11 protein-coding genes are annotated in these 15,304 nt (G+C 37.8%); all 11 read right to left on the bottom strand.

Annotated features, from left to right (window positions below):
* Positions 1 to 50 precede the first annotated feature (50 nt).
* Positions 51 to 1,421: a ParB/RepB/Spo0J family partition protein gene (locus GPK90_RS15275; protein ID WP_215696620.1), complete on the bottom strand. Its 1,371-nt coding sequence runs from the start codon at positions 1,419 to 1,421 to the stop codon at positions 51 to 53.
* A 45-nt stretch (positions 1,422 to 1,466) separates the two neighbouring features.
* Positions 1,467 to 1,937: an IS66 family insertion sequence element accessory protein TnpA gene (gene tnpA / locus GPK90_RS19655; RefSeq protein WP_346011275.1), complete on the bottom strand. Its 471-nt coding sequence runs from the start codon at positions 1,935 to 1,937 to the stop codon at positions 1,467 to 1,469.
* 458 nt (positions 1,938 to 2,395) lie between these two features.
* A complete protein-coding gene (locus tag GPK90_RS15265; RefSeq protein WP_215703382.1) occupies positions 2,396 to 2,911 on the bottom strand; it encodes a DUF4411 family protein in 516 nt (171 codons plus the stop codon).
* Positions 2,905 to 4,068 carry an ImmA/IrrE family metallo-endopeptidase gene (locus GPK90_RS15260; RefSeq protein WP_215703381.1) on the bottom strand — a complete coding sequence of 388 codons (1,164 nt, stop codon included), beginning with the start codon at positions 4,066 to 4,068 and terminating at the stop codon, positions 2,905 to 2,907. The genes GPK90_RS15265 and GPK90_RS15260 overlap by 7 nt, the downstream gene beginning before the upstream one ends.
* 85 nt (positions 4,069 to 4,153) lie before the next feature.
* Entirely contained in the window at positions 4,154 to 4,282 is a 129-nt protein-coding gene (locus tag GPK90_RS19820) for a Mu transposase domain-containing protein (RefSeq protein WP_486463675.1), read from the bottom strand.
* Positions 4,283 to 4,330: 48 nt separating this feature from the next.
* Positions 4,331 to 4,762 (bottom strand): hypothetical protein, encoded by a 432-nt coding sequence (locus GPK90_RS15255; protein WP_346011274.1) that lies wholly within the window; start codon positions 4,760 to 4,762, stop codon positions 4,331 to 4,333.
* Between the two features lie 196 nt (positions 4,763 to 4,958).
* The gene (locus GPK90_RS15250; RefSeq protein WP_215703380.1) at positions 4,959 to 7,898 is read right to left on the bottom strand and encodes a TOTE conflict system archaeo-eukaryotic primase domain-containing protein; all 2,940 of its coding nucleotides are present in this window, start codon (positions 7,896 to 7,898) and stop codon (positions 4,959 to 4,961) included.
* Positions 7,899 to 8,604: 706 nt separating this feature from the next.
* Positions 8,605 to 9,690, bottom strand: a complete 1,086-nt coding sequence (locus GPK90_RS15245; RefSeq protein ID WP_215703379.1) for a diadenylate cyclase — start codon at positions 9,688 to 9,690, stop codon at positions 8,605 to 8,607.
* Positions 9,691 to 9,904: 214 nt separating this feature from the next.
* Positions 9,905 to 11,545 carry a retron Ec67 family RNA-directed DNA polymerase/endonuclease gene (locus GPK90_RS15240; protein ID WP_215703378.1) on the bottom strand — a complete coding sequence of 547 codons (1,641 nt, stop codon included), beginning with the start codon at positions 11,543 to 11,545 and terminating at the stop codon, positions 9,905 to 9,907.
* 202 nt (positions 11,546 to 11,747) lie between these two features.
* Positions 11,748 to 13,085: a hypothetical protein gene (locus GPK90_RS15235; RefSeq protein WP_215703377.1), complete on the bottom strand. Its 1,338-nt coding sequence runs from the start codon at positions 13,083 to 13,085 to the stop codon at positions 11,748 to 11,750.
* A 243-nt stretch (positions 13,086 to 13,328) separates the two neighbouring features.
* Complete coding sequence (locus tag GPK90_RS15230) at positions 13,329 to 15,137, bottom strand: hypothetical protein (RefSeq protein ID WP_215703376.1); 1,809 nt, start codon at positions 15,135 to 15,137, stop codon at positions 13,329 to 13,331.
* Positions 15,138 to 15,304 lie beyond the last annotated feature (167 nt).

The raw sequence follows: 15,304 nt of genomic DNA, 5'->3' as shown, positions 1-15,304 counted from the left end.
GCGGGGCAGAGCCCCGCAATCCTCGGGCCATGCTGACCCGAAGTTTGGGCTTACTTTTCCTGTTCGGTTTTCTTCTCCGGCTTTTCATGTTCCTTCTGCTGACCCTTCCAGTCGTCCAGCAGCTTGATGATCTGGTCCTTCATTTCCCTCGGCGTAGTTTCCTTGCCGAAATACTTGCTCAGTTCCGCACCTGTCAAAATCACTTTGTCTACCTCCTTTTTGTCCTCCATCATAATGCCGTCGATCACATCCCCGTTGAGCAGCTTCTTTTCGTCCAGCTCACGCATACGCTTTGCCTGCGCCTGTGAAGGCGAGGACTGCTGGCTGTCAATGGCGACGGCGATATAGTTCTGGTTCTTCTTGCCGATATAGGAAAGCTCCACCGCCGTAGTAAAGCCCAGCTTTTTTTCATCCATCAGCTTCATCAGGTCGGGAACCAGCTCATTGAGCCGGATATACCGCTGCACCTGCTTGACCGCCATCTTATTGCGCTCGGCCACGATCTCGTTGGAGCGTTTGCCAGCGTCCTTCGGGTCAATCTGGCCCGAAGTGCGGGAGCCCTGGTGCTTGATAGCTTCAAGCTGCATTTTCAAGGCTTTGGCCCGCTCACTGGGGAGGATTTCTTCACGCTGGTTCAGATTGTCCTCGACCATCTGGGTGATGGCTTCATCATCCGTCAGGTTTCGGACGATACAGGGCATATCCGCATATCCGGCAAGCTCGCTGGCTTTCTGGCGGCGGTGGCCGGACACGATCTCATAGCCGCCATCCTCACGGGGACGGACGATAGCGGGCTGGGTCACGCCCTTGTCTTTGACGCTGGACACCATAGCCCGCATTTCTTCATCATCCCGAACCTCAAAGGGATGGTTCTTGAAGGCGTGAAGCTCGTTCAGCTTGATATAGACGATCTGTTCCTTGCCCCGGCGTGGTGCATCCTTCGGTTTTTCGGGTTCCTTCGGAGCGGGAGCAGCCTGTACCGTTGGAGCCGTTTTTTTCTCCGGTTCCTTTTTGACCGCATTTTCCGGTTTCTGTGCGGGAGCTTTGGGCTTCGGGGTTGCGGCCTTGTCCTTATCTGCTTTCGGGGGACGGCCCCGGCGCTTCGGCTGTTCCGGCTCTTTGGGTTTTTCCTCCGCTTTCTTCGGAGCCTCCGGCTGCTTTTCCGTTTTTGCCGGGGCAGGCTTTTCCCCGCTGGGAGCTGCCGACCGTTCCTCGACCTTCTTTTCCTTCATAATTTCAGCGAAGTTATAGACGGAAACCTGCGGGTTCTTTACCTCTGGTTCCGTCTTTTTTTCCGGCTCCGGAGAAACGGAAACCTTCTCCGGCTCTTTTGGGGGAGCGGGAGGCGTTTCCTTGCCCGGCCCGCTATCCGTTACCGGCTGTTCCGGCGTTTTTGTGGTTTTATCATCTGCCATAAGCATTTACCTCCTGTTTTTTGGCATGAAAAAAGAGGCTCAACTTTTCAGTCAAGCCCCCGTGGGAAGTTCCTCCTTTCTCCGCCATGATACAAAAATACCGCCCGTAGTCTCGTTTGGGCGGTACTTTGTGTAAGATTGGCAGTCCATTATTAAGTTTTTTATTATGTTCCCTTTGTACACCGTTGCAAGCATATCTTTAGAGACAGGATTATAAATTTCAAGTGCCAATCCTCTGGAATTTCGCAGAATAGCTGTCGGTTTTAAGCTGCTGTCTTCCTGGGGCAGAGCTTTCTCTGTCGGCTGAGGAAGTTCCACAAACGCCGGTTCTGGATTGTAGACCTCCAAACATGCTTTGCGGACTCTTTTCAGACGATAATAATAATTCGCTTTTGTGATGCCATGCTCACTGCACCAGGTTTCTACTTTCATATCTGCAGGGCGGTTTTTACAATCCTGGATCTGTGCCGCCCATTGCTGCAACCGAACCTGTTCAGCAACTAAACTTGTTTGACTGCTCATAGATAGACCTCCATAGGCGGTCAAAAAAGTTGAGTACTTAACTTTTTTGACTCTGTATAGTGTGAGACTATTATGGCAGAAAAAGGAGTGGAGGAACAGGTACTTGCTATGGAGCGTTTACCTGCAATAGGTGCGTTTACCATGGTTGACCTCCTGGTTTGCTAATTAAAAAAGGGCTACTTACCAGTAGCCCAACGGGAACTGCAGGATTCGAACCTGCGGCGTCTTTCATGTCATATTAGCTTTTACCTTTCCACATGCCCCTGCATATTTTCGTACAAATTCCCAGCACCGCCTGTACCCACCATAATGCTTTTTAAGGTTGTTATTATTGCCATAAGCGTACCCCCTGATACTATCAATCTAAACTGAAATTGACTTCTAATCTTTCGAGAATACATGACAGAGCAACATGAAAAAATGCCAACTAATACTTCTAACCATGACTATGTAATTTTCTATATTTTGATTTCTAACTTTCTCATCATATAATACAGATTCTCTGTCCGAACCCCGAATACTCTTGCCACATCGGGTATCTTAGCATTTTTATTCGGAGTCTTTGGACTTAACCCACTCGATGGAACCTCGGCAGTAATAATTGTATAATCATTCACCGCAGCTGCTGCAATCAACCACGGATCCGCGATATCGGCTGAACCCCAATTCCGCAATGCCTGCTCTTTATACAAGCCGCAATTCTGTACATACTGCAATATTTCCTGATATTTACCTATAATAGTTGCATTAACATGATTACAAATTATAAATCCCGTCTGTTTATCTACCCATTCAGCTAAATCATCCCGCCCTTTATCAATTTCTCCCTTTACCATATCAAGCAAAACGATTTTTCCTGTGTCCATACATTTTGACAGTTCTTTCCAATAAGTAGGTACTAAATCAAACGCATAATACTGCCTGTACGGTGTCATGAATGAATTCGAGTCAATCAAAAATTTTTCTTCTACCATTCTACACCTCCAAAATGCCGCACCACCTCAGGAAATGTCTTACCACTGGTGTTAGTCAAGCGATAAGCTTCTGTATAAGAAGTTCTGCCCATGTTGATACTCTCACATAATGCATTTACAAAATGTCCATCTAAACGAGAAAACATTGTATTGTAATAGTTGCCTCCAGAACTTTCCCGTTTTTCTTTTATCTGATTGTAATTATTGATTGCAGTCTGTACTATTTTGGTGTATACATCCCTCGTTATTTTTTTACAATCCAACGCTTTCCTTGCAATTACGCTTTCACCGCATCGGAAATATCCCGCCAGTTCTGTAATAGCTTTTTCTATATCTGCTGCATTATCATCCCATTTATCCAAAAAAATATATTTCGGTACAAGCAGTTCACCTGCTACAGCATTGCACAATACTTCTACGGAGCTTACACCATCTACTCGGTTATGCCTGTCATTATATAAATCATCCAGCCCAATCCAAATGTGTGCAACCTCATGCAATAAAGAGAATAACCGTGCTCCATTAGAATCTGCCGCATTAATAAAAATAAGCGGAGCCCATTCGTCTATCATCGCAAATGCTCTGAACTCATTTATATCTAATGTTCTATGCGTATTCTTGCCTACGATGCCATTCATCATTACAATAACACCGCATGCCTCCACTTGGCTCCTAATAACCCCGAATGCATCTCTGGAATCTTTGCATCTCTCATACCATTTAATGTCCAATTCCAAATCTTTACGAATTCTATTCACGATGGTCTGAACATTCCCACTGTTCTTCATGCAGCCTACTATAGTAAGAGTATCATACCCCAAATCCTGTCTGTAATCCCTCATCCAATCCTGAATATTCTCCATTTCATGAACAGTATCTATCAGATTACGACTTGGATTGACCAACTGGATGCTATCAACTGTCCTATATTCCAATAAATCCAATTGCTCTACAGGCGGCGTCTGTAGGAAGAAGTAGCCTAATGGAATATTCGCTTTTCTGCTGAAATCCTCTATCTGATTAAACGTAGGAGTCTTTGTACCATTAAGCCATTGGGTAATATGGCTCATTAACTTATCGCCCAGTTTTTCTTTCTGCGTCTGGCTTAGTGCCCATTTTATTATTTCTGGCTCGATATTAACATTTACTGCTGGCATAATGCTACCTCCCTCCTATTTTGTTTCTTTGTTATTATTATAGCAGAAATTTCTTATCATTACACCCCATCTCAAAAAATTTGTTCTATTTGAAAATTTCAATTGTAGTATCTATCACTCGCACATCAACCTTATCTTTGATATACTGATAAGGCACCGAGTAGTACATTTTGTCTGCGGTAATGTGATGAACTGTACTGTGGCGGTACGATATTCAGCTAATTCAAAGCGGGTAGCAGGCAGGGGCATGAGCAATGACTTCTCATCTTCGAGAAACAGCTTCTGTCGGCTCCCCATTTTCTTTTGAAAAGAAGCCTCGTTGTATTTTTGAGTTTTTCCTGATTTTCTGGTTCAACTCTGCCAGAGAGAAAAACTGCTCATCACGAAGCGCTGCTGTGATCCATGTGGAGACAGGGCCAGCTTTTCCTTCTGCACTTGGCTTATCCTTCGGGGTATGTACCCTTGCCGGGATGATAGCAGTGTTGTAATGCTGCGCTAGTTCCTCATAGGATTTGATCAGAACAGTCTCATATTTATCACTCTGCTTACGGTTCGTTGCTGTAGGAGCATTGTCTGGCACCAGAATCGACGTAACGCCACCAAAGAACTCGTACATATGAACATGAGCGGTAATCCAGGCCTTCTGTTGCTCATTGATGAACGCTTCGACAAAAGCACACTGGCTGTAGGTCATGACACCGACAAAGATCCACACACACAATAATCAGCGAAAAAGGGGAAAGCTGTCGAGGACGAAACTTGAAAACCTATTCAATAGAAATCAGTGATTCGGCTGAATAACAGCATTTCCTATCTCGCTTTTCAGGTTATAAAACAACTTATAATCCTGCAATTTGCAAACATATATTCAGGAAGTCAAAAACCTCATATCATCCAAAATCTATCTCCAACAGCTCTCCCGCTATTTCCGCATTTCTGATCCGCATCAAATTATCATCTTCCCTTTCCCTGGAAAGCAAATTCATGCTTCCATACCAGACGACCTCTCGATCAATGATCGCATAATGTTCATGCATCTGCTGCCTTATTTCTACTAACACCCCGTTATTCTTCATCATCTGTATCAATTGTGCCGTAGCCTCTATGCGCTCTTTCGGGTACTTTTCTGGGTTCAAAGTCAACACGATCACTTTTGTGCCTCTTTCCTGCACATTTCTCCAGATGTCTATCATAGTCTCAATCTTATTTTTATTTATTCCAGGACTGGAAATTATGATCTCTTTGTTCGCACTTTCGAGATCCTTTTTATATACCTCAATGTATGATTCAAAATCATAAATCACATTAACCTGCTGTATTCCTGCTGGCGATGGCACACAAATATTATAGCCCATTTTCCGATATGTCTTCATCCGCTTATGATACATCCTCTCCAATTGCGGAATATGCATATCCACATAATCGTAAATAATGACATCTTTTTTTGTATCATAATCACGGTGCAGACGTCCTGAATACTGTTCTACATTTCCTTCAAAAGAAATTGGCATCGCCAGCATCATAGTATCCAGTCTCGGATAGTTAAAACCCTCACCGATATATTGCCCTGTCGCCACAAGAATCACAGATTCATCCGCAGGAACTCTCTTCATCTGTTCACGAATTTCATCCCGCTCCTTAAGCTTTCTTCCACCCTCCAGTAGAAAGATATGATCTACCAGACTCTCTAATCTCTTATATAAATATTCTGCATGAACTCTGCTTTTCGTAATAACAAGCGGTGTTCTCTTCTGCTCCAGACACTGTTTCACATCATCTATGATCTGATTATTTCTGATTTCACTGCCGATAATAAGTTTATTTGCCGCATTCATGGACAGTTTCTTAATCTCCGGGCTGATCAGGCGTGTGAATCTTGGATAAACAAAATGTTCAATTCCCTGTTTCTTCGCCCGGTCCTTTGCGGTATATTTATAACGGATTGATCCAAGCTGCATAAATATCTTCTGTTCCTGCCCATCATCCCTCTTCGGCGTAGCAGTAAGCCCGTAGACATATTTGGCATTCACTTCATTTAAAACTTCCTGTGCGATCTGTGCCGCTGCATGATGACACTCATCCATGATAACCATTCCATACTGTTTCACGATTTCATTGATCTTATCTTCCCGGCCTAACGACGAGATCATCGCAACATCCAGAATTCCGTTCATTGAGTCATGTGCGGATGTTTTTCTTCCAATCACACTTTTTCGTTTCTTTAATCTTCCTGTTGGTGTCCGATATTCCGGCAATGGTTCATCGATACATAAAAACTTTCCAAAGTCTTCCACCCAGTTTTTCATGATCTCCGTATTATGTACTAATACCAACGTATTCACTTTTCTTTCAGCAACGAGCCATGAACCTACCGCCGTCTTTCCAAACGCTGTTGCCGCCGAGAGAACCCCCTGATCATATTTTAAAAGCTGATCCGCCGCTTCCTGCTGCTCCGGGTATAACGCCCCCTTAAAAGAAATCCGAATCTTTTTCCCGCCCTGACGTTCATCTTTAATCTCTGCCTGAATTTTCGCATTTTTCAACATATCCTGCAATTTTTCATAGCATCCTCTAGGAATACTGATATACTTCCCGTCCTCCTCACTACAGGAAATAAATCTCGGGATTCCCTGTACAGAACGCCCAATTGCCTGATTTTTATAAAACTCTGGATTACTGTATGCTGCTATTCTTCTAATCTGATTCTGCATTCTTGGCTTTACATTCGTGATATCAATATAAACGCGATTTGCCAATATAACCTGCAGTTTCCCATCCAAATCTTTTGGGTTGAAAGTCATAGTTCTCTTTTTCCACGGTTTAGGAATTTCTTCCACCATCGATGTTTTCTCCTGCTCGACCCATTCCTTAATACAATTATCCACAAATTCTTCCGATAGCCTCTGGACTTTCCCCAACTGCTTCCATTGGTTTGCAAATGGTTTCCAATTTTTGTCAATAAACGCGCTGTTCCCCTTCTTTAACGCCTGTCCCTGCAGTGGGAGCGCAATTAAATTTCCGAGTCCACCTTCCGGCAAATGATTTTGAGCCGGGATCATGCGGTCATACGACTGAAACGTTTTTAAGTTGACAGATTCTGCCCCTTTTTCTAAAAGTGCATCACCAAATTTTCTTGCTTTTTCTGCCGAAATTGCCTTTTCAAAAAAGATCCAGATATGTGCCCCATGTCCAGATCTTGACCGTTCTGTTAACGCGCGTATTTGGTTTTTCTCACAGATTTCCCGCAATACATTTACTTCTTCTTTCCATGCGAGACCTGTGTTAGCTCCATCATCCAGTTGATTCTCTTTATCATGGTTATCAAAGTCAAATACCAGAAAATTACAAGTTTCATCCGGCAACATCGGATAGATACCGATTACATCTGAGCAGTCTTCCCTATCTCCACGTAAATGCATCAACAAGTCATTTCCTGTCAAACTTTTATACTTCTGATTTTCACAGTTACCACATTTTATCTGCTTACCCTCGCGTTTTGGGCATAAACCATTTTTCCAATAGTTCCAACACTGTGTGTAATATCCTGTCTTTCCGGTTTTGGGATTCGGCTTTCCTGATCTCTTGCTATAGACATCACTTCTGCCCTTGAAGAATGAATAGAAATAGTTGGCGTGTTTTGGTGTGATCGTCTCCGGGATGATGTATGGCATCAGATTATCAGCCTCTACACTATTGTCCGCAGACTTTGGTTCTGAATTTTGTTCAACATCATATGGAATACCTGCCTGATCTAAGATTTGCTCCAGGTATTCAATTCGTTTCTTAAGAGCATCAATCTCAGCCTCTAATTTTTTTGTTTCATTGCCCATACCGCTGCTCATAGACTTATCTACACTTTCTTTTGAATGCACCCTTATAATTTCAACGCTCTTTTACCAGTTAAACAAATAATCATCCAAAGATTCTTTTAATATTGCTTTGACCCTATCGCATTTACGGTCGCAGAAAAGAAACAGTGCATGGTCAATTCCCATAAAAAACTGCTCTTGGATGATGGCATTTTAATTTGTACTGACTCTTGACAATGCACCGAATATTTTTTGCTAGATCCATAACAAGCATACTTACGTTAATTATTAAACATCTTTTTCCTACAATTGATAGTAAACGCTATGGAGCGTTTACCTTTTGTCAACGGAAAATTATGGAAGCAAAATTCCTTACGTAAACGGTACAACGCCCGTCCTTCCAACCACACATAAATTTTGAGATAATGACTCCAAACATTACTTGATAGTTTTTCAAGTCCCATTAAGACTACCAAAGGAGGCATCATCATGCATCAACTTGTTGCACAGGTCCGCACTCAACAGTGGATCACTATGATCAGAGAACTGTGAGCCAGTGGACTCTCTGTTTAATTCTGGTGTGTTGAAAAAGCACATCAATGAGAACTGCTTTTATTACCGTCAACGACGAATCAGAAAAATCGATGGCAATGAAATTCCTGAGTTTGTTGAGATGACAAGGGATACAGTTTAAATGCACCAAAAATATATACAAGCAATCTAAACATTACAAAATATCTATCATCCCATCCTCAGAGATTACAACTACAATACTTTTTTTATTATTTTCAACATAATTAACCGCCGAATTATACCTCGCCCCTCTTTCTGGCGTTCCCTGCCCAGCGTTGGGAGTTGCGATAATCAGCCCTATTCCTGAACATTTGCCGTATGGATCAATCATAAAAGCTCCATCAATTGAACTCAAACCTATAATTAAATCCTTATCAACTTTTGTCAAGTTTTTCTTTTCTATAGCAGTTCCCTTCTTGGCATTGACTAATTCCTTACTTTCCTTTTCAGCTGTCTCTGAAACAATTACCATTGTTCCATGTTTTTGATGGCTTGCAGTTTCAATAACAGTTGCAATGTCTTTATCATACTTATTTCCAAAGCGTTTTTTGCATTTTTCTAAAAATAAGTCCTTATCAAATTTCTTTTGTGGCAATCTATATTGACCATTAATATACTTCACAATATTTTTTTGATTACATGACAAATCCCACATATTTTTCCCGGTAAATTGAAGCAAACATTCTTCTTTATATTTTTCATAAAGATCCAGTCCAATAATTTCTTTTTTGGAACCAGCCGCAACTAAACAAGTATTCCCATTAGACATCTCTAACATTTTACGTATTTTTTTCACATTGTCTGTAGATAATTCTACAGGTTTCTCAAATCTGAATCCCCCCTTCATATCCCCAGTAAAAATAATTTTCCCTCTACAGGGATCCCCTTCGTATTCATAATTAGCAATCTTCGTAAAAATATGCTCAGATGGTAGTTCTCGCCATTCAAACATATCATTTACTGACGCTGTTATAATTGCCTGACTATCTGAAATATAATGAATAGCCGAAAAGGTAAGCCCATAATATATATACTCTAACCATTTTTCGAAAAAATTATTTATCAATGTTTTTAAAAAATATTTATATTCACTATCTGAATCCTCATCTGTGTTTGTATATTCCAAATATTGTTCATACTCTTTATTATCCAATTGAGATACAAAAAATATACAAAACGGTCCATATTCAATCCAATTTGACACAAATAGAGTATTATTATTTTTTAATAACTCTTTCATCTTAGATTGAATCATTTCATATTCTGATGATTTACCTTGTCCACCACTACGGTGTATCGAATAGAGATCCTTATTCTCATAATAAATTTCACATTTTTTTATATTTAAATCTTTTGATCATAGAAGAATCTTATTTACAGAGATTTTCTCATAGTCTCTTTACGACGTAAATTTTGAATTCCTATAATTTTTCCACCATTTGAAGCCCTTATTTTCAGTTTTTTACAATCTCATTTAATGCATCCAATAGCGGTACAAAATTTGTAAAATCTATTGATGATATATTTTGTGCAATATAAGAGGCAAATATCTGCTTACTATATGACTTCTCACCATCTTTTCCTTTTCGGTCAAAATATTTCCCATCTATTTCATGTGATAATACCTCATCCGAAAAGAGATCTTCAATTTCACATTCTTTTTGCCCCTTTACAAGAGGAATGGTTGCGAGATACAGATTTTCATGTATATTAAGCCATAACCGATAATCCATTCCACTTTTATTATTTATATGATTCAAAAAATCTTTCAATGGTCTCTTAGTTACAGTTTCATTGTCAAATAATAAAATTACCGGGTTACTTGACTTTAATCCATATTTTCTTAATGGTTCATACAAATTAGGATATTGATTATTACCTACATATTCATTGTAGATATTCTTCATAGCATTAGCCCCATCTTGTTGGATCCCCAAGAAAAATTCTAACCGCGATGTCCTTTTTAAAAACGTGATTAGATACTCAAATGAACCATCTTCCTTTTTTCGAATTAATTTAGGATATTGAATATAAAATTTTTGTAATGCAGATCGAATATATACGGGATCTGTTTTTCCTTCTGTTACAATTACAGGTTTCGAAGGACAAAAAAAATACTTATAAAACAAAAATTGCTGATATTCTTTTTCTCTACCATTCATACCTTTCTGAACATTTTTTCGCTCTCCCCCGTGTTTATTATTATATTTGTCAATTTGATTGATAAATGATAAACGTCCTTCTATTTGCTGTAAACTCACTTCAATACCATTATGTTCAACAATTAATCCCTTATATAAATGGTCAAGCATAGCCCGTGTTTCTTTGTAAAATTCCCTTTTTACACTAATTTTTTTATTTACAACTAATCCTGTTACTTCTTGTCTCGAATTCCAAAACAAAACCCGCGTTTTATTACGATTTACCTTAAACCCGCTTTTATCTATCACCGCATATAATTCGGATATTAGCTCATCCTTATTTTCCAAAAAATCTCTTCTGTTGGTTGAGAAAGTTAAATCATCCGCATAGCGTGTATATGTCATACGATATTTTTGAGCAATAGTAGCCAATCTCCGATCTAAAATCGAGCATATCAAATTGGTAATAACTGGAGATGAAGGGGATCCCTGAGGTAACTTTCCTTTATAGCAAGCTATATTGGCCAAACATGTGGCTACATTGGAATTTAGCATAAAATATTGATTTTTCTGAAAATAGCCTTTAACTCTACCAAAATGAAAACTATCAAAAAAATTTTCAAGATCTAAATTTAATATATAACGCTTATTTCTATGATAACTACCATTGGATATTATATCTCTCTTTTTTGTGAAGCCTTGAATAATATTATTCGTCTCTAAGTAATATTTTTCTTGAATGCTAATTAGTTGTTTAGCTAAATTACGTTGAACATATTTCAACGGCTCCTGTGGTGCATTTATGCATCGCATTTTTCCATTTTTTTTGGGGATTTCAAATGTTTGATATAGATTTTCGGTCCTTTTTGAATAAAGAATGTACGTTAATTCCTTATATTTTATTCCGAGAAATTTTGCTAATAGACGTTTATCAGTTATATCCTTAAATTCCATTTTAATAATCATTCAAAGGCGTGTGGTTGCTCATTAACACCATTCGAGAACTACTATATTAAGAAGCCCCTCCAGTCTGAACATAGAGAGTGGTGTACATTCCCACCATTTTTGTCAAAACTTGCGAAACACAAGCCAAATAATCCAACCACACGCAATGATATTATACTCCTTCCACTTATTCTGTTCAACTACTATAGAGTTAATAATATACTTTTTCACTTTCCGAGAAAATCTTAATCGATCCGTCTTGGCTTATTTTTACAGCAACTCCATTCTGTGCAAGTAATCTCGTTGCTGTCTCCCCAGAACCAGATAATTTCACAACACTATATGAATCATGACTCATATCTGCAAATACACTATCAAATATTATTTTTCCATCCTTATCAATAATAACAGCCCCATCACTTGCTAGAATTTTCTCTATCAAAACTTGATGACTTTCATTCATTATATTTAACTCATTATTCCATATCTTCACCCTGTTATCTGTTGTCAATTTACTAATGGCCTCTTCACTACAATCTTTTGGTATCCATAGGATAGAGCTGATATGATTTCGTGAACACCTTAAGATATAAAATAAAATCGCATAACTAACCTTATACTCTATGCCTAATTGTTCCACCATAAATTGCGTTATATTTTTATAATGTCTATATCTCCATACGTTTTCAATTTTCACAAATTCTTTCCCATCAGAGTCAGAAACCGATATTTCATTAGGTCCAACTGTACGCACAATAAAATCCGGTGTCTTCAAATCATTCGCCAAATAATAATCCTCAAAGAATCTCTCTATATAGTCAGTGGATTTTGACATTGATTTTCTATATATTTTTTTAGAATTCATGTTTGAATCCAGCAGGAAAAATGTTTCTTTACCATTTGCCAAAAACCACTCTCGCTTATCTAGTGTATCCAAATCTCTCTGTGTTCGAAATTCAAAGCTATCTTTTTTATATTTAGTTAAATCTGAGCATACAATCACTCCCGTTGTGAAGAATTCTCCTTCAAAAGTTGACGAGGCTAACTGTTCCATTTTTTCTATTAAATGCGCATACTTAATTCCATCATATTTTCTGGTCGAAATGCAATTAGATATAATTATTCGTGCCAAATTTTCTCCAAAAATCCAATCCCCTCCCCGGAAATCTTGAAGATAGCACATTGTAATTTGATCTGATATTGCTTCCGCCAGTTTTGATATAAAGCTACTAGTTCTCAAGTAAATTTTCACATTTCTTCCTGCTAAAACATACGGGAAATATGCAATTAATTCATTATTTACCTTAATTTGAGATACAACGCATATTTCATTATCTTTTTCCGAAACATCCATCACCTCCTCGATTTTATCAACTTTAAGCCACTCTTTTAATTTTTTTAGTTCACAAGGTTGAATGCGAACCTTAGATAAGTTTAATAGTTTTTCTAAAAAATCACAAAATTCATGTTGTCCAAGCTGTAAAAAACGGTTAAAATTGGGTAATTCAGCAATACAGTGTACTTTCGGTTCGCTTTTTTCAAATTTCATGATAACTCCATTCTTTAACATATATTTCTATGTACATCTTTTACAACAATATCAACAACTAAATTATGATTGGGGGATGGCATAGCTTCCTTAAATAAAGTTTTCTATGCCCAGATATAGTCTCATTTCTTGATGATTCAATATCTCATATTTCCGCTGATATACACATGTTCATTAGGCTACTTTCTATAGGTAAAATGCATCGCACAATTTCATTAGCATTACAACTGCAACCATTTTTCTCTATTCCTCTATTTTCCAAAAATGATATATTGGATATTGTTTGAAACTATTTTGTTCTTCTTTTGATAATCTTGCAAAATGTATTTCTGCGGCTTGCTGTTGTTCCAATAATAAATATGCTCCTACAATACACTCTTCTCCTATGTCTTTATTTTCAACCATTGAATATAGAGTTTCTATTTCATTTATATTGAAATTCCTATATCGTTTAATTGTTTGCAGAACATTCAGTGTTCTAATTTGATTATCCAATTCAGCTTGAGGCGCTTTAGAAATCCAGGTGCTAAACGCTTTACACGTTTCTAAAATTTGTTTTTTTCTTATCCCTTTGGCCTTATCGTATGCTTTCAATAATTCAAGTAAAAATTCATTTGCTTTAGAAAATGTCAAACGATTATGTTCTATCTTCTGAAAAGATAGAAGTAAAATATCAAATTTTATATTACTTAATGTCAAGAAGTCTTTTTCATGCAGGATGCTAAATTGTGAGACAAAAAATGTATTCTTATCGCTATTTCCATCTTCCATAGTAACCTTGCAACTTATATCAGTATCAAAAAAATCAAACATTTCATATGTTCCTTTTTTCTCGCACGGCTTTAAATAAACTGCAAATGCCATTTTTCCTACTTTAATGGTAATAACAGGTGGTAAGTTTTCTTTAAGACCCTCTACTGGTTTTTTATTTAAAAAAGCTATTATTAAATAATGAAGATTTCTCCAATCCGAATCATTCAAATCACTAATATCAATATCATCGGTACATCCTAATATATTAAGAACCCTTACGATTTCTTTTACATGCAAAAGTCTCTCTCGTTCTTTTTCCTTATCAAAGTTTGAAAAATCTATATCACCACATTCAAGTGGGATTTCAATGTCATTGATTTTAAAAAATCCCTTATCCATATATGATAAAATAAAATCAAGATCCCTCTCCAAAACTCGAATTTTATTTGAGTCTTTATATTCAACCGTGCAGGAATTGCAAATCTCATCGATTCTCATTTGAAAACTCTCTCCAATGCAAAGTGTGGTCTCTTTTGCACTTTTTGTAACCTTATAATTTGTGTAAAAGACCTTATCATTAATCGTAATCAATGCATCCATACTCTGCTGCATATGTATATCCTGCGGAATAATGTCAAGTGGTTGTAGAATAGTACTGCCCTTTATTTTAGCATATAGATAAATCTCATTCTTAACGAGTGCCATTTGAGGATCCATCTTTCCCACACCTGAAACCGGAATAACTACATTTTCCAACACACCTTGCGCACTTAATTCCTTTAAAGTAAATAGCTTTTCCTCTTTAATGTTAGATTGTCTTTGACAGTTTTGTAAGCAGTTCAAAAAGATTGTTGTTTTTTTATTATTATCAGCTGGAAATTCCTTTAAATAGACTGTTTTATGATCTTGTCCTTTTGCTTCCTCCAGCAGTTTTCTTAATTTAACTGGAGTAAGTTCTACATAATAAATTTTATTAGTCAAACCGTGGTTTCCAATATATACAACAAAAAGGATACAACCGCCGTCATAGAGGTAATTTCTTAAATCTACAGTCGGCATTTTAAATGAAATAGTATCTTTTGAATGATCATCACATTCAGTGCCTTTCACCTGTACTGGCATTCTTCCCTTAAGTTTACTTTTTGCTTTAGATTTGTCTCCATAAATATAAACAAATCCATCCCATGAAGGTTCTTTATCATTGTCTGCAATAAATTGGGCAAGAAGTTCTGACATTACAATACTATTTTTTACAGCATTGACCGACAGTGTCTCTATTGAATTATTATCTAATGGCATTTTAACACTCTCCCATAGTAAAATAGTCAGATGGCTTCACTGCCATCCTTCTACACATTTTTTATATTGTATTCATCGCCTGCATGAACCTTTATTTTTATATCCTAATCGGTGAATAAATCTTTTGATTTCTATTCCGATTATATCATATTTCTTATATTATACAT

It is taken from the genome of Clostridium sp. MCC344 (assembly GCF_018785365.1).
Classification (GTDB): Bacteria; Bacillota; Clostridia; order Lachnospirales; family Lachnospiraceae; genus Pilosibacter.
The sequence above is the reverse complement of the archived record's forward strand: the minus strand, read 5'-3'. Positions and strand labels throughout refer to the sequence as shown.

Coding starts and splice junctions, on each gene's coding strand:
- GPK90_RS15275 (WP_215696620.1), bottom strand. CDS start 1,421: ATGCTTATGGCAGATGATAAAACCACAAAAACGCCGGAACAGCCGGTA.
- tnpA (WP_346011275.1), bottom strand. CDS start 1,937: ATGAGCAGTCAAACAAGTTTAGTTGCTGAACAGGTTCGGTTGCAGCAA.
- GPK90_RS15265 (WP_215703382.1), bottom strand. CDS start 2,911: ATGGTAGAAGAAAAATTTTTGATTGACTCGAATTCATTCATGACACCG.
- GPK90_RS15260 (WP_215703381.1), bottom strand. CDS start 4,068: ATGCCAGCAGTAAATGTTAATATCGAGCCAGAAATAATAAAATGGGCA.
- GPK90_RS15255 (WP_346011274.1), bottom strand. CDS start 4,762: ATGACCTACAGCCAGTGTGCTTTTGTCGAAGCGTTCATCAATGAGCAA.
- GPK90_RS15250 (WP_215703380.1), bottom strand. CDS start 7,898: ATGGGCAATGAAACAAAAAAATTAGAGGCTGAGATTGATGCTCTTAAG.
- GPK90_RS15245 (WP_215703379.1), bottom strand. CDS start 9,690: ATGAAAGAGTTATTAAAAAATAATAATACTCTATTTGTGTCAAATTGG.
- GPK90_RS15240 (WP_215703378.1), bottom strand. CDS start 11,545: ATGGAATTTAAGGATATAACTGATAAACGTCTATTAGCAAAATTTCTC.
- GPK90_RS15235 (WP_215703377.1), bottom strand. CDS start 13,085: ATGAAATTTGAAAAAAGCGAACCGAAAGTACACTGTATTGCTGAATTA.
- GPK90_RS15230 (WP_215703376.1), bottom strand. CDS start 15,137: ATGCCATTAGATAATAATTCAATAGAGACACTGTCGGTCAATGCTGTA.